This window comes from Mycobacteriales bacterium (genome assembly GCA_040902655.1).
In the GTDB taxonomy this organism is placed as follows: domain Bacteria; phylum Actinomycetota; class Actinomycetes; order Mycobacteriales; family SCTD01; genus SCTD01.
Genome location: JBBDWV010000056.1, coordinates 21,075 through 44,271 on the forward strand (window position 1 = coordinate 21,075; position 23,197 = coordinate 44,271).

General features: G+C 72.8%; 24 protein-coding genes and 1 tRNA gene. 6 read left to right on the plus strand and 19 right to left on the minus strand.

From position 1 onward, the window contains the following. Positions 1–37: 37 nt before the first annotated feature. Genes WD794_16070 through WD794_16085 form a run of 4 tightly spaced genes read right to left on the minus strand, consistent with a single transcriptional unit; the run spans position 38 to position 2,615 of the window. Entirely contained in the window at positions 38–835 is a 798-nt protein-coding gene (locus tag WD794_16070; protein ID MEX2291829.1) for an ATP-binding cassette domain-containing protein, read from the minus strand. After that, entirely contained in the window at positions 832–1,488 is a 657-nt protein-coding gene (gene modB / locus WD794_16075; protein ID MEX2291830.1) for a molybdate ABC transporter permease subunit, read from the minus strand. Before modB ends, WD794_16070 begins: the two co-directional genes overlap by 4 nt. A 3-nt stretch (positions 1,489–1,491) precedes the next feature. Then, a complete protein-coding gene (gene modA, locus WD794_16080; GenBank protein MEX2291831.1) occupies positions 1,492–2,229 on the minus strand; it encodes a molybdate ABC transporter substrate-binding protein in 738 nt (245 codons plus the stop codon). Continuing rightward, positions 2,226–2,615 (minus strand): TOBE domain-containing protein, encoded by a 390-nt coding sequence (locus tag WD794_16085; protein ID MEX2291832.1) that lies wholly within the window; start codon positions 2,613–2,615, stop codon positions 2,226–2,228. Before WD794_16085 ends, modA begins: the two co-directional genes overlap by 4 nt. 236 nt (positions 2,616–2,851) lie before the next feature. Between WD794_16085 and WD794_16090 the strand changes: the two genes are divergently transcribed. The 4 genes from WD794_16090 (at position 2,852) to WD794_16105 (ending at position 7,681) form a co-directional block, all read left to right on the plus strand. Then, a tRNA-Leu gene (locus WD794_16090) sits at positions 2,852–2,938 on the plus strand. A gap of 45 nt (positions 2,939–2,983) precedes the next feature. Next, positions 2,984–5,320, plus strand: a complete 2,337-nt coding sequence (locus WD794_16095; GenBank protein ID MEX2291833.1) for an NAD-dependent epimerase/dehydratase family protein — start codon at positions 2,984–2,986, stop codon at positions 5,318–5,320. Positions 5,321–5,330: 10 nt separating this feature from the next. Continuing rightward, positions 5,331–6,044, plus strand: coding sequence for a glycosyltransferase family 2 protein (locus tag WD794_16100; GenBank protein ID MEX2291834.1), 714 nt, complete (start codon positions 5,331–5,333; stop codon positions 6,042–6,044). A gap of 113 nt (positions 6,045–6,157) precedes the next feature. After that, on the plus strand, positions 6,158–7,681 hold the full coding sequence (locus WD794_16105) for a glycosyltransferase family 39 protein (GenBank protein MEX2291835.1): 1,524 nt from the start codon (positions 6,158–6,160) through the stop codon (positions 7,679–7,681). On the opposite strand, the gene WD794_16110 is transcribed toward WD794_16105, so the two are convergent. The 12 genes from WD794_16110 to WD794_16165 form a co-directional block, all read right to left on the minus strand. Beyond that, entirely contained in the window at positions 7,678–8,388 is a 711-nt protein-coding gene (locus tag WD794_16110) for a class I SAM-dependent methyltransferase (GenBank protein MEX2291836.1), read from the minus strand. The two genes, WD794_16105 and WD794_16110, sit on opposite strands and share 4 nt — an antisense overlap. 13 nt (positions 8,389–8,401) lie before the next feature. Beyond that, positions 8,402–9,010, minus strand: a complete 609-nt coding sequence (gene rdgB, locus WD794_16115; protein MEX2291837.1) for an RdgB/HAM1 family non-canonical purine NTP pyrophosphatase — start codon at positions 9,008–9,010, stop codon at positions 8,402–8,404. Then, a complete protein-coding gene (gene rph / locus WD794_16120; GenBank protein MEX2291838.1) occupies positions 9,007–9,747 on the minus strand; it encodes a ribonuclease PH in 741 nt (246 codons plus the stop codon). Before rph ends, rdgB begins: the two co-directional genes overlap by 4 nt. Before the next feature lie 12 nt (positions 9,748–9,759). Continuing rightward, positions 9,760–10,506, minus strand: coding sequence for an MBL fold metallo-hydrolase (locus WD794_16125; protein ID MEX2291839.1), 747 nt, complete (start codon positions 10,504–10,506; stop codon positions 9,760–9,762). Further along, positions 10,503–11,306, minus strand: a complete 804-nt coding sequence (gene murI, locus WD794_16130; GenBank protein MEX2291840.1) for a glutamate racemase — start codon at positions 11,304–11,306, stop codon at positions 10,503–10,505. Before murI ends, WD794_16125 begins: the two co-directional genes overlap by 4 nt. A 4-nt stretch (positions 11,307–11,310) precedes the next feature. Then, positions 11,311–13,767: a GGDEF domain-containing protein gene (locus WD794_16135; GenBank protein ID MEX2291841.1), complete on the minus strand. Its 2,457-nt coding sequence runs from the start codon at positions 13,765–13,767 to the stop codon at positions 11,311–11,313. Between the two features lie 146 nt (positions 13,768–13,913). Continuing rightward, positions 13,914–14,861 carry a cysteine synthase gene (locus WD794_16140; GenBank protein MEX2291842.1) on the minus strand — a complete coding sequence of 316 codons (948 nt, stop codon included), beginning with the start codon at positions 14,859–14,861 and terminating at the stop codon, positions 13,914–13,916. Beyond that, a complete protein-coding gene (locus WD794_16145; protein MEX2291843.1) occupies positions 14,858–15,187 on the minus strand; it encodes a MoaD/ThiS family protein in 330 nt (109 codons plus the stop codon). The genes WD794_16140 and WD794_16145 overlap by 4 nt, the downstream gene beginning before the upstream one ends. Before the next feature lie 85 nt (positions 15,188–15,272). Continuing rightward, positions 15,273–15,671, minus strand: coding sequence for a M67 family metallopeptidase (locus tag WD794_16150; GenBank protein MEX2291844.1), 399 nt, complete (start codon positions 15,669–15,671; stop codon positions 15,273–15,275). A gap of 10 nt (positions 15,672–15,681) precedes the next feature. After that, complete coding sequence (locus WD794_16155; protein ID MEX2291845.1) at positions 15,682–16,230, minus strand: DUF2017 domain-containing protein; 549 nt, start codon at positions 16,228–16,230, stop codon at positions 15,682–15,684. Further along, on the minus strand, positions 16,230–16,514 hold the full coding sequence (gene clpS, locus WD794_16160; GenBank protein ID MEX2291846.1) for an ATP-dependent Clp protease adapter ClpS: 285 nt from the start codon (positions 16,512–16,514) through the stop codon (positions 16,230–16,232). The genes WD794_16155 and clpS overlap by 1 nt, the downstream gene beginning before the upstream one ends. Positions 16,515–16,661: 147 nt before the next feature. Then, positions 16,662–17,564 (minus strand): hypothetical protein, encoded by a 903-nt coding sequence (locus WD794_16165; protein MEX2291847.1) that lies wholly within the window; start codon positions 17,562–17,564, stop codon positions 16,662–16,664. Between the two features lie 238 nt (positions 17,565–17,802). Between WD794_16165 and WD794_16170 the strand changes: the two genes are divergently transcribed. Then, a complete protein-coding gene (locus tag WD794_16170; protein ID MEX2291848.1) occupies positions 17,803–18,885 on the plus strand; it encodes an ABC transporter permease in 1,083 nt (360 codons plus the stop codon). Continuing rightward, positions 18,882–19,763, plus strand: coding sequence for an ABC transporter permease (locus tag WD794_16175; protein MEX2291849.1), 882 nt, complete (start codon positions 18,882–18,884; stop codon positions 19,761–19,763). Before WD794_16170 ends, WD794_16175 begins: the two co-directional genes overlap by 4 nt. A gap of 30 nt (positions 19,764–19,793) precedes the next feature. Here the strand turns inward: WD794_16175 and WD794_16180 are convergent, their stop codons facing one another. The 3 genes from WD794_16180 to WD794_16190 are packed head-to-tail and all read right to left on the minus strand — an operon-like array spanning position 19,794 to position 23,195. Beyond that, on the minus strand, positions 19,794–20,399 hold the full coding sequence (locus WD794_16180) for an FmdE family protein (GenBank protein ID MEX2291850.1): 606 nt from the start codon (positions 20,397–20,399) through the stop codon (positions 19,794–19,796). Continuing rightward, positions 20,396–22,258, minus strand: coding sequence for an ABC transporter ATP-binding protein (locus tag WD794_16185; protein ID MEX2291851.1), 1,863 nt, complete (start codon positions 22,256–22,258; stop codon positions 20,396–20,398). Before WD794_16185 ends, WD794_16180 begins: the two co-directional genes overlap by 4 nt. Continuing rightward, entirely contained in the window at positions 22,248–23,195 is a 948-nt protein-coding gene (locus WD794_16190; GenBank protein ID MEX2291852.1) for a class I SAM-dependent methyltransferase, read from the minus strand. The genes WD794_16185 and WD794_16190 overlap by 11 nt, the downstream gene beginning before the upstream one ends. Positions 23,196–23,197: the final 2 nt, after the last annotated feature.

A 23,197-nucleotide genomic window follows, 5' to 3' on the forward strand; every position in this document is an offset into this window, starting at 1 on the left:
CATCGGGGCGAAGACCGGCGCGCGGAGCAGGTAGTCCTCATTGATGCGGCTCTTCGGGACGGGCCTGGTGTTCTGCACCTGGGCCGCTCTGGACACGCGCGACCCGCGGTGATCTTCCGCGGATGGTGCTGCCGGCCGACGTGTCGCCGGCCATCTGCGAAAGATCAGCGACGGGGTGGAGGCCGAGGGTCCGGCCGGGCTCGAAGAGCACGACGCTGTCGGCCAGCGCGCGCACCTCGTCCAGGTCGTGGCTGACCAGCAGCGTCTGCAGGCCCCGCTCGGTGACCGTGTCGCGCAGCAGGGTGCGCAGCCGCACCCGCGTCGGCGCGTCCAGCGCCGACAGCGGCTCGTCCAGCAGCAGCAGCTGGGGGTCTGCGGCCAGCGCCCGTGCGAGCGCCACCCGCTGACGCTCGCCGCCGGACAGGGTGCGCGGAGCGGCGTCGGCCAGCTCAGCGGCTCCGACCCGGTCCAGCTCGGACAACGCCCTCGTACGCCGCTCGCTGCGGGAGCCGGACCGGACCGCCAGGGCGACGTTGTCGGCGGCGGTGCGGTGCGGCAGCAGCAGCGCCTCCTGGAAGACCATGCCGACGCGGCGGTCCTGGGTGCGGACGTGCAGACCGGTCGCCGCGTCGGCGACAGGGCGGCCGGCGAGGGCGACCCGGCCGCTGTCGGGCCGCAGCAGCCCGGCGAGCAGGGCGAGCGTGAGCGACTTGCCCGCGCCGGACGGGCCGAACAGCGCGGTCACCGGGCCGTGTTCGGGGAGGAGGACGAAGTCCGCTTCGACGGTGAACTCACCCGCCCGCAGCACGGCGTCGACCTCGACGACGGCGGTCACACGCCGACCCGGGAGAAGCGGTTGACCAGCAGCAGGAGGGCGATCGCCACGAGCGCGAGGATCAGCGCGAGGGTGCCGGCGCGCGCGTCGTCGCCGGCCTGCACCGCGTCGTAGACGGCGATCGGCATGGTCTGGGTGCGGCCCGGGATGTCGCCAGCGACCATCACCGTGGCGCCGAAGTCGCCAAGAGCCCGGGCGAAGCCCAGCGCGACACCCGCCACGACCCCGCGGCGCGCGAGCGGCAGGGTGACCTGCAGCGCTACCCGCCACTCCGGCAGGCCCATCGCACGGGCGGCGGCCTCGACCCGTGGGTCGACCTGCTCGATGGCCGCGCGGGCGGTGCGCAGGCAGAAGGGCAGCGCGGAGATCGACGCGGCCACGACGGCGCCGCTGACGCTGAAGACCAGCGGGCTGCCGATCGCCGCCTCCCAGGCCCGGCCGAGCGGGCTCTGGGCTCCGAGGGTGACGAGCAGGTAGTAGCCGAGGACGGTCGGCGGCAGCACGATCGGCAGGCTGGCCACCGCCTCGAGCAGGCCGCGGCCGGGGAAACGGCCCTTGGCGAGCAGATAGGCCCCGCCTATGCCGAGGACCGCCGCGATCAGCGTCGCGAACGCCGCCACGCGCAGTGACAGCAGCAGCGGGAACCAGTCCACCGGTCAGGATCCCTGCGGCGGCGCGAAGCCGTGCCGGGCGAGGACGGCGCGTCCCTCGTGACTCGTCACCAGCTCGGCGAAGGGGGCGGCGGCATCGGGCCGGCCGGTGACGACCAGGGCCTGCCGCAGCGGCTCGTGCGCCGCGGCCGGCACCGGCGTGACGTGACCACCGGCCGTCCGGGCCACCGAGAGCGCGACGACCGCGACGTCGGCGTTGCCGGAGGTCGCCAGCCGGAGCGTGTCGGTGACGTTCTCGCCGAAGACCAGACGGTCCGGGTCGAGTGCGCCGGCGCTGCGCAGCGCCTGCTCGGCGGCCCGGCCGTAGGGGGCATGCTCAGGGTTCGCGAGGGCGATACGGCCGAAGCGCGGCTCGGCGAGCTGGTCGAGCGCGACCGGCGCGTCCCGCGACCAGACGGCGAGCCGCCCGAGGGCGTACTCGGCCTTGGTGGAGGCCTCGCCCCGGCCGGCCGCCAGGACCTGGTCGACGTAGCGGACGTCGGCAGACGCGAACAGCTCGTAGGGCGCGCCGTTGGCCAGCTGCTGGGCCAGCTGTCCCGACGACCCGAAGGTGAAGGTGACCGGCCGCCCGGTCTGCTCGGTGTAGCGTTCGCCGAGCTCGCGGAAGGCGGGCAGAAGGTCGGCGGCGGCCGCGACCAGCAGCGGGTCGGCGGCGGTCGAGCCTTGCGCGGAGCCGCAGCCGGCGAGCAGCACGAGGAGCGCAGCGGCCGCCAGGGCCTTCACGGCGGCGGAAGCGCGACGACGACGGTGGTCGCCTTGACCGACGCCTCGGCCAGCACGCCCACCTCGAGCCCGAGCTCGTCGGCCGCCTCCCGGCTCATCAGCGACACCAGCCGGTGCGGCCCGGCCTGCAACTCGACCTGCGCCATGACGCCGTCCCGGACGACCCGCGTGACGATGCCCGGCAGCCGGTTGCGGGCCGAGGTGCGCAGGGGGCCGGGTTCGTCGGCCAGCGACTGGGCGAGCGCCGCCACGTCGGCGCCCTCGGCGACCTGCCGGCCGGTGGCATCCTGCGTCGTGGCCAGCCGGCCGCTCTCGGCCCAGCGACGGACGGTGTCGTCGCTGACGCCGAGCAGGGTGGCGACCTCGCGCATCCTCAACTGCGGCATGATCGCCATCCTATCGCCGCATCTGCGGGTGCTGCCAACAAGGGGCTGGAGGCGGGTGCCGATCTCGGGGCCGCCGCTGCGCAGGGAGCAGGCGCTCGCGGCACCAAGATCAGCACGGCCGGCCGCCGACTGGTGCAGGCTGCACGATCTTGGTGCCGCCGTTCCGCATGCGCGGGCACTGACGGCACCTTGATCATCAAGGGGACGGGCGGGAGGTCGTCGTACGCTCTCGCCACGCGGGTGTGGCGGAACGGCGAGACGCGCCGGGTTTAGGTCCCGGTGTCCGAAAGGGCGTGGGGGTTCGAATCCCCCCACCCGCACCAAGACGCGCCACGCCCACGGTCGGACCTGCTCAGTAGGGTCGCCCCATGACACGGACGGTGGTCACCGGCGGCGCCGGCTTCCTGGGCTCTCACCTGTGCGAGACGCTGCTCGGCGACGGGCACGAGGTGATCGCGCTCGACAACTTCCTGACCGGGACACCGGCCAACGTCGAGCACCTGATGGAGCACGACGGCTTCCGCCTGATCAAGACCGACGTCACCGAGTACATCCACATCCCCGGCCCGGTGGACCAGGTGCTGCACTTCGCCAGCCCGGCCTCGCCGATCGACTACCTCGAGCTGCCGATCGAGACGATGAAGGTCGGCTCGCTGGGCACCCTGCATGCGCTCGGGCTGGCCAAGGAGAAGGGCGCCCGCTTCCTGCTGGCCTCCACCAGCGAGACCTACGGCGACCCGCAGGTCCACCCGCAGCCGGAGACCTATTGGGGGCACGTCAACCCGGTGGGTCCGCGCGGGGTGTACGACGAGGCGAAGCGCTTCGCGGAGGCGCTCACGATGGCCTACCGCCGCACGCACGACGTCGACACCGCGATCGTGCGGATCTTCAACTCCGTCCTGGCATCAGAGCAGGTCCTGTACGACGACGGCGTCCAGCTGCACCGCACGACGGCAGGGGAGCTCGCCGAACGGCTCGGGCTGACCAGCGCGGGCTCGGTGCCGCTGCCCGGCTGGTCTGTCCCGGCGTTCGACGCCGACAGTCGGGTCTCGGCGTCCGACACGGACTGGTTCGTCGCGCACCCGACCGACCAGCGCTGCTTCGAGGTGCGCACGCGCTACGGCAGGACCTTGCGGGTCACCGGTGATCACAGCCTGTTCGTCCGCGGGACGGACGGCGCGCCGGCGGCCCGACCGGTGACCCAGCTCGCCGTCGGCGATCACGTCGCCCTCGCTGCGAAGGTCGGCGTGCCCGAGCGGGATCGTCCGGTGGTCGACCTGCTGGACGTCGTCGCCGACCTCGATCCGTGGACCGTCGGGGTCGTCGATCCGTCCCTGCGCGAGGTCGTCGAGCAGCACCGCTCGGAGCTGCTGGCGGCCTACCTGACCCGACACGGCCGGTCCCTGACCGGGCCGCAGCGGCAGAGCGCATGGGGATCGCTGACGCGCTGGGCCGCCACGGGAGCCGTCCCGCTCGGAGCACTGCAGGCCTGTGGCCTCACCGTGCCCACGACTGCCGAGCTCCGGCCGTGGACCTCCGGCAAGAGCACCGCCCTTCCCCGGTTCGTGGTCATCACGGACGAGCTGCTGTGGTTCCTCGGGCTCTACGTCGCCGAGGGCTGCCGCTACGACAAGCCCGGCACGTCAGCCTTCGTCGACGTCTCGTGCGACGTCGACACGCTCGACCGTGCGCAGAAGATCGTCGAACGCGACCTCGGGCTGCACGCCGTCCGCGCGCCCGCCAGCGAGGCTCGCGCGGCGCACATGGTCCTGCACTCCTCGATGCTCTTGCGGCTCCTGGACCACCTCGGCTTCGGCGAGGGCCCGAAGCGGCTCCCTGGCTGGGTCCTCGGGCTGCCGCTGCGCCGCCTCGGCCACGTGATCGAGGGCTACCGCGAGGGCGACGGCGTGCATTCCGGAGACACCTTCGCCGAGGGTCGACGGCACGACTTCTCCACCACCAGCGAGGCGTTGAAGGACGACCTCGTGGTGGCCTTCAGCCGCTTCGGCCTGATGGCGAGCGTGGGCCGCTACGAGAGCACGCTCACGCGAAAGAGCGGGGACCGACGCTACCCCTTCTGGTGCCTGACCCTGTGCGTCGTCGACCCGTGGTCGCCGCTGGACTGGCACACCGGCGTGCAGCAGGAGCTGAACGCCGGTCGTACCGGCGACCTGGTGTGGGCTCAGGTCCGCGAGATCACCGAGGTGCCGGCCACGCCGCTGGTCTACGACTTCGTCGTCCCCGGCCGGGAGAACTTCTGGGCCGGCGGTCTGTGGGCGCACAACACCCACGGCCCCCGCATGCGCCCCCACGACGGCCGCGCGATCCCGGCCTTCGCCAGCCAGGCCCTGACCGGCAAGCCGATCACCGTCGCCGGCGATGGCAGCCAGACCCGCTCGATCATCTACGTCGACGACCTCATCGCCGGGATCCTCGAGCTGCTGCGCAGCGACCTCCCCGGCCCGGTCAACATCGGCAACCCGCACGAGACCTCGGTGCTGCACCTCGCGCAGACGATCAAGAAGCTCACGAACAGCGAGAGCGAGATCGTGTTCATTCCGAGGCCGACCGACGACCCGACGGTCCGCCAGCCCGACATCACGCTGGCCCGCACCGAGCTCGGCTGGGAGCCCCGGGTCGGGTACGAAGAGGGGCTCGAGCGAACCCTGGCCTGGTTCCGCGAGCATCCGGAGCTGGTTCGGTAGCGTTCCGGGGATGAAGCTGTCCGTTCTCGTCCCGGTCTACAACGAAGCCGCCACACTGACGACCGCCCTGAAGCGGGTCCTCGACGTCGACTACCCGTGCGAGGTCGAGATCGTGATCGTCAACGACGGCAGCGCGGACGCGACCGCCGCGCTGCTCGACGCCGTGGACGACCCGCGCGCGAAGATCGTGCACCACCCGGTCAACCGGGGCAAGGGGGCGGCGATCCGTACCGCCGCACAGTCCGCCACCGGTGACTACATGATCATCTGTGACGCCGACCTCGAGTACGCACCGGAGGAGATCCCGCTGCTGCTCGCGCCCGTCCTGGCCGGCGAGGCAGTCGTCGTCTACGGCACCCGCACCTTCGGCAGCCACACCGCGTACAGCTTCTGGTACGTCCTGGGCAACAAGGGCGTGACGATGTTCGCCAACGTCGTCTACGACTGCTGGATCAGCGACCTGGAGACCTGCTTCAAGCTGCTGCCGCTGGACCTCTACCGCGAGCTGGACATCACCAGCGCCGGCTTCGGCATGGAGGCCGAAGTCACCGGCAAGCTGCTGGTGCGCGGCTACCGGCCCTACGAAGTGCCGATCTCCTACAAGGCGCGCAGCCGCGAGGAGGGCAAGAAGCTGACCTGGAAGGACGGCGTCGAGGCGCTGTGGATCCTGACCCGTGAGCGGGTGCGGGGGCGCGAGCTGCGACGCACCCCCGCCGGCGGCTGACCACGACGGCGGCGCCGGGCGGGCTCGCCCGGCCGCCGCGCACCACCCGGGGGCTGCGCGGCCGGCACGCCAGGCCACAGCCGCCCGTCCCCGCCGCGCTGCGCCGCGCCTGGGTGAGCTGGGTACCGGTCCTGCTGCTGGCGCTGGGCGCCTGGATGCGGCTGCGCCAGTGGGACGGCGCCCGCTCGCTGTGGCTGGACGAGGCGCTGATCGCCCGCAGCCTGGTGAGCCGCGACTATCTCGCCCTGGTCGCCGAGCCGCTGCAGGGCGGCCAGGCCGCCCCGGTGCTCTGGCTGTGGTCGACCCGGCTGTCGCTGGACCTGTTCGGCGACGGTGAACGGCAGTTGCGCCTGGTCTCGCTGCTGGCCGGGCTGGCCTCGCTCGTCCTGACCTGGCGGCTGGCCCGGCGGCTGCTGCCGGACGGGCTCGTCCCGCTCGCCGTCGCCCTCACGGTCCTGTCGCCGACGCTGCTGTACTTCTCCAACGAGGTCAAGCCGTACTCCCTGGACGTCGCGGTGGTGCTCGGCCTGATCCTGCTGGCGGTCCGCGCGACGCAGGACGTCCGGCCGCTCGCGGTCGCCGCCGTGGTGGCGGTGTGGGCCTCCTTCGCCGCCGCCTTCGTGCTGACCGGCCTCAGCGTGCTGCTCGTCCTCGAGGCGCTGCGCCGGGACGGCCTGGCCCGCGCGCTCCGTACGGCCGGCCTGCTCGGCGGCTGGGTCGTCTCGCTGGGCATCTCGTACGTCCTGGTGCTGGACCGGCTGCGGAACAGCGAGATCCTGTCCACCTTCTGGAAGGACACCTTCCCCGACAGCACGGCCGACCTGCCGACCTGGCTGCTGCGCCGGGCCGTCGCGCTGACCCGCGACCCGCTCGAGCTGGCCGTCTGGCCGGTGGCGCTGGGGCTGCTGGCGGTCGGAGCCTGGCGCATCGCCCGGACCGCCCCCCGCGCCGGGCGGTTGACGGCCGCGGGCGTGCTCGTGGCGGTCGTCGTGGCCGCGGCCGGCGTCTACCCGTTCGCCAGCCGGCTGGCGCTGTGGATCGTGCCGCTGGCCGGCATCGCACTGGCGGCCGCCGTGCCACCGAGGCTGGACCGCGGACGGTCGCTGATGCTGGGGGCGGCCGCGCTGACGCTGGTCGCCGCCCCGATGGCGGCCGTCTCGCTGCCGCAGATGGGGAGCGTGCTGCAGCGCAACGAGCTGCGGCCGGTGATGGAGCAGCTGAGGGAGGACAAGCAGCCGGACGACCTGGTGCTGGTCGACATCCCGGCCAAGGCGCCGTTCGACTTCTACACCGAACTCACTGGGCTGGGTCGGGACGGCGTGATCCTGTTCGCCACGACCGAGGAGGTCGGCGGGCGCTGCAACGACGAGGCGGCCCTGCTGACCGGCAGGTTCGCCCGCCAGCGCGTGTGGGTGGTGTTCGCCCACCAGCTGCAGGACACCCAGCGGCTCGGCACCCGCGGCGACATGCTCGCCCGCATCGACGACGTCACCAACCGGGCCGGCGCGATCGAGCGGTTCGGCGCGAAGGCGGTGTTGTTCGACCCGGCCGCGCCGGAGACCGACGCGGGCGCCGAGCCGCGCAACCCCGAGCGCTGCCTGGCGGTGGTGCGGACCGTCCCGTCGACCGGCTCCTAGCCCGCGCGGGCGACGAGGAACAGCGACAGGCCGGCCGGCGGCGGTACCCGCGCCTCGAGCCGGCGCAGGACGGGCACGAACACCTTGTCGAAGATCTGCAGCGACAGGCCGGCGCGCGGCTGGGCGCCCATGACACGCATGTGCACGTACCACGCCAGCAGACCGATCGAGTTCACGTGGTGCAGCACCTCGACCTGCAGCCCCGCCTGCTCGGCGGCCGCCCGCAGGGTCCGGCGGCGGTAGCGCCGCTGGTGCCCGACCGCCCGGTCGAAGTTGCTCATCGCACTCGGGAAGGCCGGCACGACGAGCACCACCCGGCCGCCCGGCCGCAGCAGCCCGGCGAAGCCGCGCAGCGCCCCGACGTCGTCCGGGATGTGCTCGAGGACGTTGTAGGCCACCACCGCGGAGTGCTCGGCGGTCCCGGTGATCGGCACGGACAGCTCGCGGACCCGCACGACGGGATCCCCGGCGAACCGGGTCCGGAGCGCGTCCAGCCGCCCGGGATCGGCCTCGCTGGCGGTCCACCGCGGCACCCCCGCGGCGGCCCAGTCCGCCGCGTAGTGGCCCAGCCCGCTGCCCACCTCCAGCGGGTCGTCCCCGAGGTAGGGCAGTGCCAGGCCGACCAGCCAGCGGCGGTAGTTCTGCGCCTCGACGAGGTCCTCGAGCACCTCGGACTGCAGCCCGCTGTTCCCCTCCACCGCACTCACCACGACACCTCGTTCACGAGAGCACCTCGACCAGGCGCGGGACGAGCAGGCGCAGCGCCCGCCCACGGTGGCTGATCCGGTCCTTGTCCTCCGGCGCCAGCTCGGCGGCGGTCCGGGTCAGCCCCTCCGGCACGAACAGCGGGTCGTAGCCGAAGCCGCCGCTGCCCCGCGGTGCGCGCAGCAATCGGCCCCGCACCTCGCCGAGCACCACCTCGCTGCGCCCGTCGGGCAGCGCCCAGGCCGCGGCGCAGACGAAGCCGGCGCCGCGCCGGTCGTCCGGCACGTCGGCGACCTGACCGAGCAGCAGCGCGCAGTTCGCCGCGTCGTCGCCGTGCCGGCCGGCCCAGCGCGCCGACAGCACGCCCGGCATCCCGTTGAGCGCGTCGACGGTGATCCCGCTGTCGTCGGCCACCGCCGGCAGCCCGGTGTGCCGCACCGCCTCCACCGCCTTGGCCAGCGCGTTCTCCGCGAAGGTGGCGCCGGTCTCGGGACCCGGCGTGTACGGCGGCAGCTCGCCCAGGCCCAGCAGCTGCACCGCCGGCGCCTGCGTGGCGAGCAGCCGCCGCAGCTCCTCGAGCTTGCCGGGGTTCGCGGTGGCCAGCACCACCCGTGTCCCCGTCACAGCTTCAGCGGATCGCCGGCGCGGGCCGCCAGCGGCTGCGCCAGCGCGGAGGCCTGCAGCGCCGACAGCTCGGCGACGCCGGCGAGGGCGAGGTCGAGCAGCGCGTCCAGCTCGTCGCGGCGCAGCGGCGCGCCCTCCGCCGTCCCCTGCACCTCGATCAGCTCGCCGTCGCCGGTCGCCACGACGTTCATGTCGGTGCCCGCCGTGACGTCCTCCGGATAGTCGAGGTCGAGCGCCGGGCGGCCGTCGACGATGCCGACGCTGACCGCGGCCACGCTGCGCACCAGCGCCTGTGGCTTGTCCAGGAAGGCGCAGGCGTCCGCCAGCGCGAGGTAGGCGCCGGTGACGGCCGCCGTGCGGGTGCCGCCGTCCGCCTGCAGCACGTCGCAGTCGATCGCGACGGTGTTCTCGCCGAGGAGCGACAGGTCGACCGCCGCGCGCAGGCTGCGCCCGACCAGCCGGCTGATCTCGTGCGTCCGGCCGCCCAACCGGCCCTTGACCGACTCGCGGTCGCTACGGGTGTGGGTGGCCCGCGGCAGCATCGCGTACTCCGCCGTCACCCACCCCAGACCCGACCCCCTGCGCCAGCGCGGCACCCCCACCTGCGCGCTCGCGGCGACCAGCACCCGGGTGCGCCCGAACTCCACCAGGCACGAGCCCTCCGCGTGGTCGAGCCATCCACGGGTGAAGGTCACCGTGCGGAGCTGGTCGGGCGCGCGGCCATCGTGTCGGGTCACCCGGCGAGCCTGTCAGACGTCGTACGAGCTGCCGCAGCGGGCCAGCGCGACCGCACCGGGAAACGCCTGCGCCGCCTCGGCCAGGACCGTCTCCGGGTCGGTCCAGGCCACCAGATGGGTCAGCAGCAGCCGGCGCGCCCCGGCGCGGGAGGCATGCTCGCCGGCCTGCCGTCCGGACAGGTGGATGCCGCGCGGGTTGCCGTCGGTGTGGGTCCAGCTGGCCTCGCACAGGAACAGGTCGCAGTCCTGCGCGAGCGCCACCAGCGCGTCGCACTCACCGGTGTCGCCGGAGTAGACCAGTGAGCGACCGCCGGCCTCGATCCGCAGGCCGTGGCACTCGATCGGGTGGTTGACCTGTGTCGCGTGGATCGTGAACGGCCCGAGCCGGTGTGTGCCGGGCGCGACCTCGCGGAAGTCGTAGACGTCCTGGAGCCCCTGGCTGGGTGCTGTCTCGTAGCTGTCGAGGATCCGCCGGGCGGTGCCGGCCGGCCCGTAGACCGGCAGTGCCGGTGCAGCACCGCCGGGGTGGTAGCGGCGGGCGTAGGAGTACGCCACCAGGTCGATGCAGTGGTCGGTGTGCAGATGGCTGAGGTAGACCGCGTCCACGTCGAGCAGGCCGATGTGGCGCTGCAGTTGACCGAGCGCGCCGGCACCCAGATCGACGACCAGGCGGTAGCCGTCGTGTTCGAGCAGGTAGCCCGAGCAGGGCGAGTCGGGGCCGGGGAAGGTGCCCGAGCAGCCGAGGACGGTGAGCCTCACGCGCGGGCCTGCAGGCCGGCTACCCAGCCGATCTCCGGGCCCAGGAACCGGCGGCCGAGCCGGGCGAACGGCTCCGGGTCCCCGGTCGCCAGGAAGCGGTGCACCGGCGGCGGCGCCTCCGGGTCGCGGCCCAGCCCGGTCTGCTCCAGCACGCGGTAGACGTCCTTGGCCGTCTCCTCGGCGCTGCTCACCAGGGTCACCCCGTCGCCCACCACGAGACTGATCATGCCGGTCAGCAGTGGGTAGTGCGTGCAGCCCAGCACGAGCGTGTCGACCTCGGCCCGCAGCACGGGGTCGAGATAATGCGTGGCCAGCTGCAGCAGCTGACGCCCCGTCGTCACGCCGCGCTCGACGAAGTCGACGAACCGCGGGCACGCGGAGCTGGTCAGCGTCACCTGCGGGGCAGCCGCGAAGGCATCGTCGTACGCCCTGCTCTGGACGGTGACGGCGGTGGCGAGCAGGCCGACCCGGCCGTTGCGGGTGGCGACGACGGCGCGGCGTACGGCCGGCTGGATCACCTCGACGACGGGGATGTCGTAGCGCTCGCGGGCGTCGCGCAGGCAGGCGCTCGAGGCGCTGTTGCAGGCGATCACGAGCATCTTGATCCCCTCCTGCACGAGGTCGTCGCAGGCGGCCAGCGCGTGCCGCCGCACCTCGGCGATCGGCAGCGGACCGTACGGGCCGTGGGCGGTGTCGCCGACGTAGCGGATCGGCTCGCCGGGCAGCTGGTCGAGCAGCGCACGCGCGACGGTCAGCCCGCCGACCCCGGAGTCGAAGACCCCGATCGGCGCGTCGCTCACCGGCTCAGCCTACGGCGGGCGGCCGGGTCAGCCACGGCAGGAACTGCGCCACCGGCATCGGCCGACCGAGGTGGTAGCCCTGGGCGTAGGTGCATCCCAGTCGGGCCAGCTGCTGCCAGGCGGCTTCGTCCTCGACTCCCTCGGCCACCACGTCCAGACCCAGGTTGCGTGCCAGGTCGATGATCGAGCGGACGATCGTCGCATCGTCGGGATCGGTGACCATGTGCGTGACGAAGCTGCGGTCGATCTTGACCTCGTGGACGGGCAGCCGCTTGAGGTAGGACAGCGAGGCGTAGCCGGTGCCGAAGTCGTCGACGGAGAGCCGCACGCCCATCGACCGCAGCGTGCGGAGCAGCTCCATGGCGCGGGCCGGGTCGGTCATGACGCTGCCCTCGGTGATCTCCAGGGTCAGCAACCGCGCCGGCAGGTCGTGTCGCTCCAGGGCCTCGGCAACGTCGCGCACCAGCGCCGGGTCGGTCAGGCTGCGGGCCGACAGGTTCACGGCGACACCCACGTCCTGACCGGCACGGCGCCACGACGCGCAGGCCTGGAGTGACTGCTCCAGCACCAGCAGCGTCAACGGGCGGATGAACCCGCTGCGCTCGGCGACGGGGACGAACTGGTCCGGCGGCACGTTCCCGAGCGTGGGGTGCTGCCACCGCACCAGCGCCTCGACCCCGACCACCCGTCCCGTGGCCAGGCTGGACTTGGGCTGCACGTGCAGGTGCAGCTCGCCCTGCGACAGGGCCTGACGCAGCTCCGCCACCAGCCCCAGCCGGGTGGGGCTGAGAGTGTCCAGCCGCGACTCGAAGGTCCGGATCCCGCTCCCCGAGGACTTCGCGTCGTACATCGCCAGCTCGGCCCGCTTGAGCAACGAGACGGCATCCTGGGCGTGCTCCGGTGCGTACGCCAGGCCGAGGGAGGCCCGCACCTCGACGCGCAGGCCGTGCAGGTCGATCGGCTGTTCCAGCACCTCCAGCAGGTGCCGGGCGAGGGACGGCGCCTCTACCAGGGCGGTCGGAGCGGTGAGCAGGAACGCGAATTCATCACCACCCAGCCGGGCGCAGCAGACACCGCCGAGCGCACGGGTCAACCGGGCAGCCACCTCCTGCAGCAGCTCGTCCCCGCGCTGGTGGCCGAGCGCGTCGTTGATCTCCCTGAAACCGTCGAGATCCATCATTCCCACGGCGCAGCCGGTCAGCTCGCCCCGCCGGATCTGCTCGACGGCCCTGGTGAGGTCGCGGTGCAGCAGGATCCGGTTGGGCAGCCCGGTCAGCGCGTCGTGCAGCGCCTCGTGCCGAAGCTGATCCGTCAGCCGGCTGCTGTGCAGCGCGACGCCGGCGTGGTTGGCGATGGTCTCGAGCAGCGGCACGTCACTGTCGTCGAAGCCGCGGACGTGACCGATCCGGTCGGCGACGAGCAGGATCCCGATGAAGCCCTCCTCGCTGCGCAGGGGCGCGACAAGAGCCTCCGTGCAGCCGTGGGACCGCAGGAAGTCCTGCACCCGGAGCTCGGTGTTGCGCGCGTGCAGGGCAACCGGGTGCGGCTCGGTGACCAGCCTGTCCAGCAGCCAATCGGGCAGCTCGAGGTCCACGAGTGCGGAGCGCTCGAGCCGGTCCCCGGCGGTCAGCACGGCGCGGGCGGCGCCGCCCGCTGGGGGCGCGGCGAGCAGGGTGAGGGCAGCGCTGTCGGCGCGGAGCATCTGTTTGGCCTGGGCCAGGATGCTGGGAACGACCTCGTCGCCCTCGCCCGCCCGGCTCACCACCTGACTGAAGCGGTAGAGGCGCTCCAGACTCAGGTGACGCTGGCGCAGCCTGCCGTGCGCCCGCTGGTTCAACAGCACGATGACGAGCAGGCCCGCCAGCGGTAGCGCCGCCGCCACCGACAGCGTCAGCGCGTACACCGCGACCAGCGCCACCGTGGTCGCCATCGCCGAGGGCACCGTCTCCTTCGCAAGGTCTCGCAGGAGCTCGCGCCGGTCCAGCCGGCCCTCGACAGCGGCCATGACCCCGGCCACGGCCACGACGTCGAGCAGGCCCGCGGCGAACAGGGCGCTGTAGCTGCCCAGCCAGGCGGTCGCCGTGACCGTGACCGCGCCGGTGTGCAGGGCCGTGAAGACCGTCCACGCCACGCACACGTCCGCCACGAGCAGGGCCAGGTTGAACAGCAACCGAGCCGGCGTCTGACGCCGGACCAGGCCGAAGGCGACGATGCCGCTGAGCAGGTTCGCGAGCAGCAGCGATCGGGCGTCGGCGAAGAAGAGCCCGAGCAGCATGGGGATCTCGGTCAGGGAGAGCGTCTGCGCCTCTCGGCCCCGCTCGACGTAGAGCACGTTGAGGTGGAAGACCGCGAACAGCATCGCCAGCAGCCACCAGGGCAGCTGTAGGGCGGTCGACGCCGACTCACCGGCCCAGACGGTGGGCAGCAGCACCGCGCTGAGCAGCAGCAGCGCCGAGATCACGGCAGCGACCCGTAGCTGAGGAGCGCGCGAACTCGGGCCACGGGCGAACCCTGGCAACGGCGACTCCATCCCAGGAGCGGGCGGGCAACGCCACGCCTTCGTGGGTCAGCGTACGCGAGGGCAGGGCCCGGCGGCGGCCGGCGCGGTCACGCCCAGAGCTGACCCTCGAGGCCCGCCTCGGCCTCCTCGAGAGTGCCGGCGTAGGCGCCGGTCGAGAGGTACTTCCAGCCACCGTCCGCCACGACGAAGGCGATGTCGGCGCGGCCCCCGTCCTTCACGACCTTCATCGCCTCGCCCAGCGCCGCGTGCAGGATCGCGCCGGTGGAGATGCCGGCGAAGATGCCCTCCTCCTCGACCAGCTGGCGGGTGCGGCGCAGCGCCTCACGCGGCCCGACGGAGAAGCGGGAGGTCAGCACCGAGCCGTCGTACAGCTCCGGGACGAAGCCCTCGTCGATGTTGCGCAGGCCGTAGACCAGCTCGCCGTAGCGCGGCTCGGCGGCGATGATCCGCACGCCCGGCCGCTGCTCGCGCAGGTAGCGTCCGGTGCCCATGAGCGTCCCGGTCGTGCCGAGCCCGGCGACGAAGTGGGTCAGCGTCGGCAGGTCCGCGAGCAGCTCCGGCCCGGTGGTCTCGTAGTGCGCCAGCGCGTTCGCAGGGTTGCCGTACTGGTAGAGCATCACCCAGTCGGGGTTCTCGGCGGCCAGCTCCTTGGCCATCGCCACCGCCTGGTTGGAGCCGCCGGCGGCCGGCGAGGACACGATCTCGGCGCCGTACATCGTCAGCAGCTGGCGCCGCTCGACCGAGGTGTTCTCCGGCATCACACAGATCAGCCGGTAGCCGCGCTGCCGGCACACCATGGCCAGCGAGATGCCGGTGTTGCCCGACGTCGGCTCCAGCACGGTGACCCCCGGCCGGAGCAGGCCCTCCTTCTCGGCCTGCGCGATCATGTAGAGCGCCGCGCGGTCCTTCACCGAGCCGGTCGGGTTCTCCGTCTCGAGCTTGGCCCAGAGCCGTACCTCCGGCGACGGGGACAGCCGCGGGAGCCCGACGAGCGGTGTGTGCCCGACGGACTCCAGCAGCGAGTCGAACCTCACCCGCCCGCAGTCCCCTTCTGCGCGGCTCCGCCCGCGGTCCCCTTCTGCGCGGCTCCGCCTGCGACCGCCGGCAGGACCGTGACCGAGTCGCCGTCCGACAGCTTGGTGTCGAGGCCGCCGAGGAAGCGGACGTCCTCGTCGTTGACGTAGACGTTGACGAAGCGGTGCAGCGCGCCCTGCTCGGTCACCAGCCGGCCCCGCAGGCCGTTGTGCCGGCTGTCGAGGTCGTCGAGCAGCGCGGTGAGCGTGCTGCCGGAGCCCTCCACGAGCTTCTCGCCCCCCGTGTAGGTGCGCAGGATGGTCGGGATGCGGACCTCGATGGCCATGCGGACGGTTCTCCTCGTGTCGCGGATGTCAGGACAGGACAACAGGGGGTGAGCCGAGCCTTGTTCCGCCCGGGATGCGGCAGGCTCAGGTGATCTTGACCTCCTCCTCCGTCACGACACCGTCCTCGATGGTGTACGAGCGCAGCTCGAGGTCCGCCGATCGGGTCGAGACGAGCAGCCAGGAGGTCCCGGGCGTGTTGACCGACCAGCGGATGTCGGTGCGCGAGGGGTAGGCCTCGGTCGCGGTGTGCGAGTGGTAGACGACCAGCAGGTCCTCGTCGGCGTCGTCGATCTCACGGTAGACCCGCAGCCACTCGGCGCTGTCGAACATGAAGCCGGTCGGCGAGCGCTCGGCGTTCTCCATCTCGAACAGCCGGCTCGGGACACCGTCCCGGCCGGCGACGACGCCGCAGCACTCGTCGGGATGGTCGCGGCGGGCGTGGGCGACGATCCGGTCGACCATCGCCTGGGGAATCTGGAGCACGCGTCCGAGGCTACCGAGGACCGCGTAGGTCCAGGCAGCCGAGCAGCGACTCCTGCAGCCAGCCCAGCCAGCCGTACACCTGCAGCGCCTGCGCGCGGGGGTCCTCGTCGCGCGGGTCGAGCTCGGTCTCCTCGGTGACCCCGAGTCGCGTGCCGAGCACCAGCCGCAGGTCGTTCAGGCAGCCCAGCCAGGCAGCTGCCTGGTCACGGTCGAGCACCAGCCGGCCGCCCCTGCCGGCCAGCGGCGCGAGCGTGGAGAGCAGGACGGTCGCGTTCGCCCGCTTGCCCGCCCGCAGGTCGCCCTCGGTGTAGCGGCGGAAGTCGCCGGCCGCCGCCTCGTCGTCGCCGTAGGCGTCGGGCAGCAGCCGGGCCAACGCCGGGTCGGCCGGCGGCTCGGCCGGGCCGCCGGACAGGCCGACGAGGGCGGCCAGCGGGTCGCTGCCCTGCTCGTCCTGCTCCCCGAGCAGGACGAGCAGGTCCCCGGCGACGGCGCTCAGCACGTCGGCCTCGACCCGGTCGAGCCTGGCGGTGACCGTGCCGTGCCGGCGGGAGAACCTCATCAGTCCTGCTGCAGGGTGGCCCACAGGCCCTTGGCGTGCAGGCGGGCGACGTCGTGCTCCATCTGCTCGCGGGTACCGCTGCTGACGACGGCCCGCCCCTTGGAGTGGACGTCCATCATGAGCTTCTCGGCCTGCGCCCGCGGGTAGCCGAACAGCTCCATCAGCACGTGCGTCACGTAGCTCATCAGGTTGACCGGGTCGTTCCAGACGATCGCCACCCACGGCCGGTCGGTGTCGGCGACGTCGTCCACGTCCGGCAGGTCGAGCTCGGCGGGTGCGGTCACGCGCGCACCTGTCCGGGCAGCACCCCGCCGTCGTCCCGCACGTCGATCACGCCCGACACGTCGATCACCCTGGCCTCCCACCGCCTCGGCACCGCTCCACGGTGCCACGCCCCCGCAGCGCCGGGCCAGCCGGGCGGGGACCCTGTCTCAGACGCGGAAGGACAGCGGCGTCGCCTTGCAGTCACTCACCGGAACGCCGGTCCGCTTGATGGTGCGCCCGTCGGCGGTCGTCAGCCAGATCGTGTATCTCTGCTTGCTGGCCAGCGAGTTGATGACGTAGTAGCCGTCGCGCGGGAACGACGCGCTGCCCCAGCCCTGGTAGAAGGGCCAGGCGTTCCACTTCGTCTCCGTCCAGGCGAAGACGTTCCTGACCTTCACCGGCCGGCCCGCGGCATCGAAGATCTTGCCCTGGATGTTGCCGGTGGTGCCCTGGTAGGCGCAGGTCATCGCCAGCCGGATCGGCAGGTTCTGGGTGCCGATCGGCACCAGGTGCTTGTTGGCGTAGCCGTACTTGGTCACCGTCGGGGGGTTGAAGCAGTAGTTGCCGTTGGCGTCCTTGCACGGGCTGCCCTTGTAGCCGCGGGAGTAGACCTCGATGTAGGCGCCGACGGCGTTGCTCGGGATGTTGCCGAGCCGCCACGCGCGGGTCGTGCGGTTGCCGTCCTTCATGACGCTGTTCTGCGGCGCACCCTCGGGGCCGACGAAGTGGTTCAGGTAACTCTGCGGCACGGAGTAGCCGCCGGTCTTGGCGCAGCCGTAGCCGGCGCTCTTCGGGTCGGCGTTCAGGGCCTTGCCGTTGCGGTCGACCAGGTCGAAGCCGATGGAGACGTTGACGTCGCGGCCGTCCTGCCCGAAGACGGTCCCGCTGATGCTCTTGCCGGTGTTGGTCGCGCACGCGGCCTGCGCCGGGGCGCTGGCAACCACCGGCGCCACGCCCGCCACCAGGGCTGCTGCCACGACCGCGAGTACTGCCCGTCCTGCCTGCACCTGCTGCTCCTCGACTCGCCCCCCGTGCCCCTCGTACATCCTCGGCAGGCGGGGCCGGAACATGAGTCGTCCGGCGGCGCGGGGGAGCGGGCCAGCCTCAAGATCTTCGGAACATCCACAGGGCCAGGAGGCTGTGGATGTTCCGAAGATCTTGCTGCAGATGGCGATGGCCCGCCGTGGATGCGGCACCACAGGGTCAGCGGCGAGATCTGTGCAAGCGGGGGGCGACGCCGCACCGATCTGCCCCTACTGTTGCGCGCTGTCGAGGCCCAGGCCACCTCCGGGGGGTCGGCCGCAGGAGGTGAGCCGCGCGGTGCATCCGGCCCTGCACGCCGCGCCTGCGCCCGCACCTCCTGGACGGGCGGGGCCGGCCGCACCTCCTGAACGGGCGGGGCAGCATCGATCCTGGACGCGGTACGCGACCACCGTCGGTCTCTACGCGCTCACCCTGTGGGCGGTTGTCACGCTGGTGTTCTTCCTGCCGCGACTGCTCCCGGGCGACCCGCTCCGGCAACTGGACGACCCGGACAGCGGCAGCTACGTCTACGACGCGGCCGCCCGTGACCAGGTGGCCGCCTACTACGGACTCGACCGGCCGCTGCACGAGCAGTACGGCGCCTACCTGTCCGGGCTGAGCAGGGGTGAGTTCGGCTGGTCGATCTCGCAGAACGCGCCGGTGGGCACGCTGCTGCAGAACCGCCTGCCCTGGACGCTGCTGCTGACCGGTAGCGCACTGGCGCTGTCGTCGGCCATCAGCTTCCTCGCCGGGGTGCACGCCGCCTGGCACCGTGGCCGCTTCGCCGACCGGACGCTGATCGTCGTGCTGTCGACTTCCCGGGCCATTCCCGAGTACGCCATCGCCAGCGCACTGCTGATCCTGTTCGCGGTGACCTGGCCGGTGTTCCCGCAGGCCGGCGGGCAGACGGCCTTCGCGTCCTACACGTCACCGGTGCAGGCGGTCGGAGACGTGCTCCACCACCTGGCGCTCCCCCTGCTGGCCCTGACGCTGGGGCTGGCCGCCAACAAGTTCCTGATCGTTCGCAACACGGTCATCTCGACGCTGGGTGAGGACTACATGCTCCTGGCGCGGGCCAAGGGCCTGCCCCGCCGGCTGCTGAAGTACCGGCACTCGGCCCGCAACGCGATGCTGCCGTTCGTCACCGCCCTGGGCATCCAGGCCGGTTTTGCCGTCGGTGGCTCGCTGTTCGTGGAAGTCGTGTTCGCCTATCCCGGCATCGGCACCCTCGTCGAGGGGGCGGTGACCTCGCGGGACTACCCCCTGCTGCAGGGCTCCTTCATCCTGCTGGCCCTCGTGGTGCTGCTCGCGAACCTGGTCGTGGAGCTGGTCTACGGCAAGCTCGACCCGCGGGTGCGTGACCGGTGACGGGCGCAGTCAGCCCTGCTGCCGCCGGTCGCCCGACGCGGCGGCGGCTGCGGCGACCCGGAACGGCTGGGCTGGTCGGCGCGCTGATCCTGGTGCTGTACGTCCTGCTCATGCTGTTCGGCAGCCGCCTGGCGCCGTTCGGCGCGAACGAGCTGGCCGGGCCGTCGCTCTCGCGCCCGGGGGGGCGGCACCTGCTGGGAACCAACCTGCTGGGCCAGGACATCGCCAGCCAGCTCCTGCTGGGAGTGCGCGCCTCGGTGCTGGTCGCCGTGCTCGCAGGCACCGGAACCGTCGTGCTCGGGACGCTGGTCGGGGTGCTGGCCGGCTGGTTCCCCGGCTGGCCGAGCGCCGCACTGATGCGGGTGACCGACCTGGTGCTCGTGCTGCCCAAGCTGCCGCTGCTGCTGCTGGTCGGCGCGCTCACCGGCGGCTCGGTGCTGGGCCTGTCCCTGGTCATCTCGCTGCTGTTCTGGCCCACGGCGGCGCGGATTCTGCGATCGCAGGTGCTGAGCCTGCGCACGCGCACGCACGTACGGGCGGCCACCGGCTTCGGTGCCGGCACCTGGCACCAGCTACGACGGCACATCCTGCCCGACCTGTCACTGCTGTCCGTCGCGGAGTTCATCCCGGCGGCGAGCCGGGCCGTCGCACTGCAGGCCGGGCTGGCCTTCCTCGGCGTCGGCGACCCCACCGAGCCGTCCTGGGGCGCGATGATCCGGGACGCCATCGCCTTTCGGGCCGTGTTCATCACCTCGGCCTGGACGTGGTGGCTGGTGCCGCCGATCGTCGCGCTCGTCGCCCTCATCGTAGGCATCACGCTGCTGGGCACGGCGCTCGAGCGCCGGTTGAGTCCGCGCCTGGCCCGGCACCAGCGGTAGCCCGCCTGCCGGGCCGACCGTGCGGTCGAATCAGCCGGCGGCGAGCGCCGCGTCGAAGCAGGGCTGGCAGTAGTCGGCCGAGCCCAGCCGGCGCACCCGCGTCTCCATGACCTGCTCACCGCAGGCCACGCAGCGCGCCGACGCGTGGATCCGGGCCTTCCCGGGCGGGCCGCCGGTCACGGGCGTCACGGCGAACAGCTCTTCCGGGTCCATCTCCAGCACCCGGTGGGACTGCGACACGTGCAGCTCGGCGAACCGCTCCCGCTCACTGTCACTGGCGGTGCCCGCACGGACCTTGGCGAACAGCTCCTGGTGCTCGGGGTCGCGGACCCAGGCGTCCGGACGGCCGGCGATACGGATCGCCTTGGCATCGGAGCGGCGGTAGAACGTGTAGGCGTTCTTCCCCCAGTCGCGGTGGAGCAGGTTGCCCTTGCCGAACGTGCAGCCGGTCAGCACCTGGATGGCGTCCACGGCGCACATGTCGGTCTCGACGACCGCGACGACCTCCTCGTCCTTGGAGTGCGGACCGATTTCCCGCAGGGCGATGCGGGCCGCCTGCATGCCCATCGCCAGCCCCGGGCAGACGTGGCCGTGGAAGGTCGCCACCTCGTCGAGGCTCTTCTCGTCCGTCGTCATGGTCGTCTCCCTTTCGCGCGCGAGTGGTCCCGTCGGACGGTACCGGGGCCGTCCAGGGCCGAATCTTCCACGACATCCTGCGCAGGGCGGCCATCGGCACCGGCGAACAGCAGGTCCCGACCGGCGGCCGCGAGCAGCGATCGGGTCACCGGATGTCGGGGGGCGGCGAGCATGCCGCCGCCGGCCCCCTCCTCGACGATCCGACCGCCGTCGAGCACCAGCACCCGGTCCGCCACCCGCAGCACGACCGACAGGTCATGGGAGATGAAGATCATCGCCATGCCGCGCTCCACCTGCAGGTGCTTGAGGAGCTGGATCATCTTCGCCTGCTCGCTGGGGTCCAGCATGGATACCGCCTCGTCGGCGACGAGCAGCCGCGGCTCGAGCACGAGGGCACGGGCCAGCGCGACCCGCTGAAGCTGACCGCCGGACAGTTCGTGGGTGTGCCGGCCGAGGAACGCCTCGCCGTCCGGAAGGCGGCAGTCGACCAGAGCGCGCCGGACCGCCGCCCGGCGGGCCGGAGCGTCCCCGAGTTCCTGGACGTCGAGCGGTTCGCGGACCGCATCGCCGATCGTCAGCCGGGGTGACAGCGCCTCGAACGGGTCCTGGAAGAGCATCTGGACCTGCCGACGCAGTGCCTTGAGCTGCTCCCCCCTTGCGCGGAGGAGATCCTGGCCGTCGAAGCACACCGTTCCTGCGTCCGGATCGAGCAGCCGCGTGAGCAGCAGGCCCAGCGTCGACTTCCCCGCACCCGTGGCGCCCACCAGGCCGACCACCTCACCCTCGCGTACGTCCAGGCTGATGCCGTCGACCACCGGCACCGGGGAGCGGCGGCCCAGGATGCCGCCCGAGGTGTAGGTCTTGCGCAGGTCGCGGGCGGACAGCAGGGCGACCACGCCGCCCCGGGCGCAGGCGACCAGCCGTGCGCCGTCCTCTCCCGGCGGCGGCACCAGCGGCGGCGCCGCCGGGGCGCAGAGCTCGTCGCGGCTCTGATGGCAGCGGCCCAGGAACGGGCAGCCGTCGGCAGGCTCGGTCGGGTCGGGAGGGGCACCTCGGATGCCACGCAGGTCCTTCACCGACGCCAGCGTGGGCCGGGCGTTCAGCAGCGCCCAGGAGTACGGATTTCGGGGGTCGCCGAGGACCCGGACGCGCGGGCCGATCTCGGCCAGCCACCCGCGGTAGAGCACGGCGACCCGGTCGGCGAGCAGCTCCAGGGCGTCCGCGTCGTGGCTCAGCACGACGAGCGAGGTGCCGCCGGCCCGGACCGTCTGCAGCAGGTCGAGCACCAGATTGCGGGTGGCCGGGTCCAGACCCGCGGTGGGCTCGTCCAGAATGGCCACGTCGGGTCCACAGGCCAGCGCCATGGCCAGCAGCACCAGCCGGCGCTGACCGCCCGAAAGCTGGCTGGGGTAGCGCTCGGCGGCCCAGCTCCCCAGGCCGACCTGACCCAGCAGCTCCTCGACGCGGTGGGCGGCCGCCTCCCGGCCCAGGTCCAGATGGATCCTCAGCGGCTCCGCCAGCTGCTGACCGACGCGGAGCACCGGGTTGAGGGCCGAGGTCGACTGGAAGGACAAGGAGATCCGTCGCCAGCGGACGGTGCGCCAACCGTCCTCGTCGAGCGGGAGCAGGTCCAGCTCCGCGAGCCGGATCCGCCCCGAGACCATCCCCTCCGGCAACAGGCCCAGGGCAGCCCGCGCCAAGGTGGATTTTCCCGAGCCGGACTCGCCGAGCACCCCCAGGCACTCTCCCGGCGCCACCTGCAGGCTGATGCCGTCGACGGCCCGAACGGGCGGCGGCCCTGGATAGGTGACGACCAGGTCGGTGACCTCGAGAGCGCCGCGAGCCGGCTCAGCTGGCAAAAAGCACCGACCGTGCGGCCTGATCGGGCAGGTCGACCACAGCCGGATCGGCGGTGAAGCCGCTGTCGCCCAGCCACTGCCGGTACTCCGCCTCGGTGTGCGTGTCGCCGCCGTTGGCGTTGAGCAGCATCTGGACCGCGAACAGGGCCGAGACCGGGTGCCGCCCCCGCAGGAAGGTCACGACGGCCACCCCGGCACCCGACGGAACCAGCACCCGCCGCAAGTTGCCGAACAACGCCAGATTGTGGTCCCCGTCGAAGGTGTGCGTGATGCCCGAGCAGAACGCCAGGTCGAACGGCCCCTCGGGCACCGTGTCGAAGAAGCTGCCCGCGAACAGCTGCACCCCCGCAGCCTCCAGCCGGCCCCGCCGCCGGGCCACCTCGACCATCACCGGCTGGTCCTGCATCGTCGCCGCCAGTCCTCGGCGGGTGAACTCGAGGGAGTACTCGCCGTGCAGCCCGCCCAGGTCCAGCACGCTGCGGGCGTGGGGGAAGCGCGTCAGGCAGGCGTCCACCACACCGGGCGCCGCCTGCCTCGCCGTCACCGCCAGGGCGTCGTGGAACGCCTCCGGGTCAGCCGGGCCGGTTGCGGAGGAGATCGGCCGGTCCCGGGTCCGGTCCTCGAGGGCGGCCGCCCAGCGGCGCAGCGCGCGGGCGTGGTGCCGCAGGCCGGCCAGGGTGCTGTCCGTCGGCACCTCGGCGCCCCGGACGTACGTCCCATCCGCGTCGCCCGAGACGACCTGGTAGACGGTGAGGGCGTCGAGCAGCACCCGCAGCGCGTGGGCGTCCAGCTCCAGCCGCTCCGCCAGGACCTCGGGTGTGCCGGGCAGGGCCTCCAGCAGCCCGGTGCCGGCGGCGACATCGCACAACAGGACCCTGCGCCAGTCGGCGACCTGCCCGGGTGGTGCGAGGAACGTCGGATCGGCCGGTCGCGTCACCA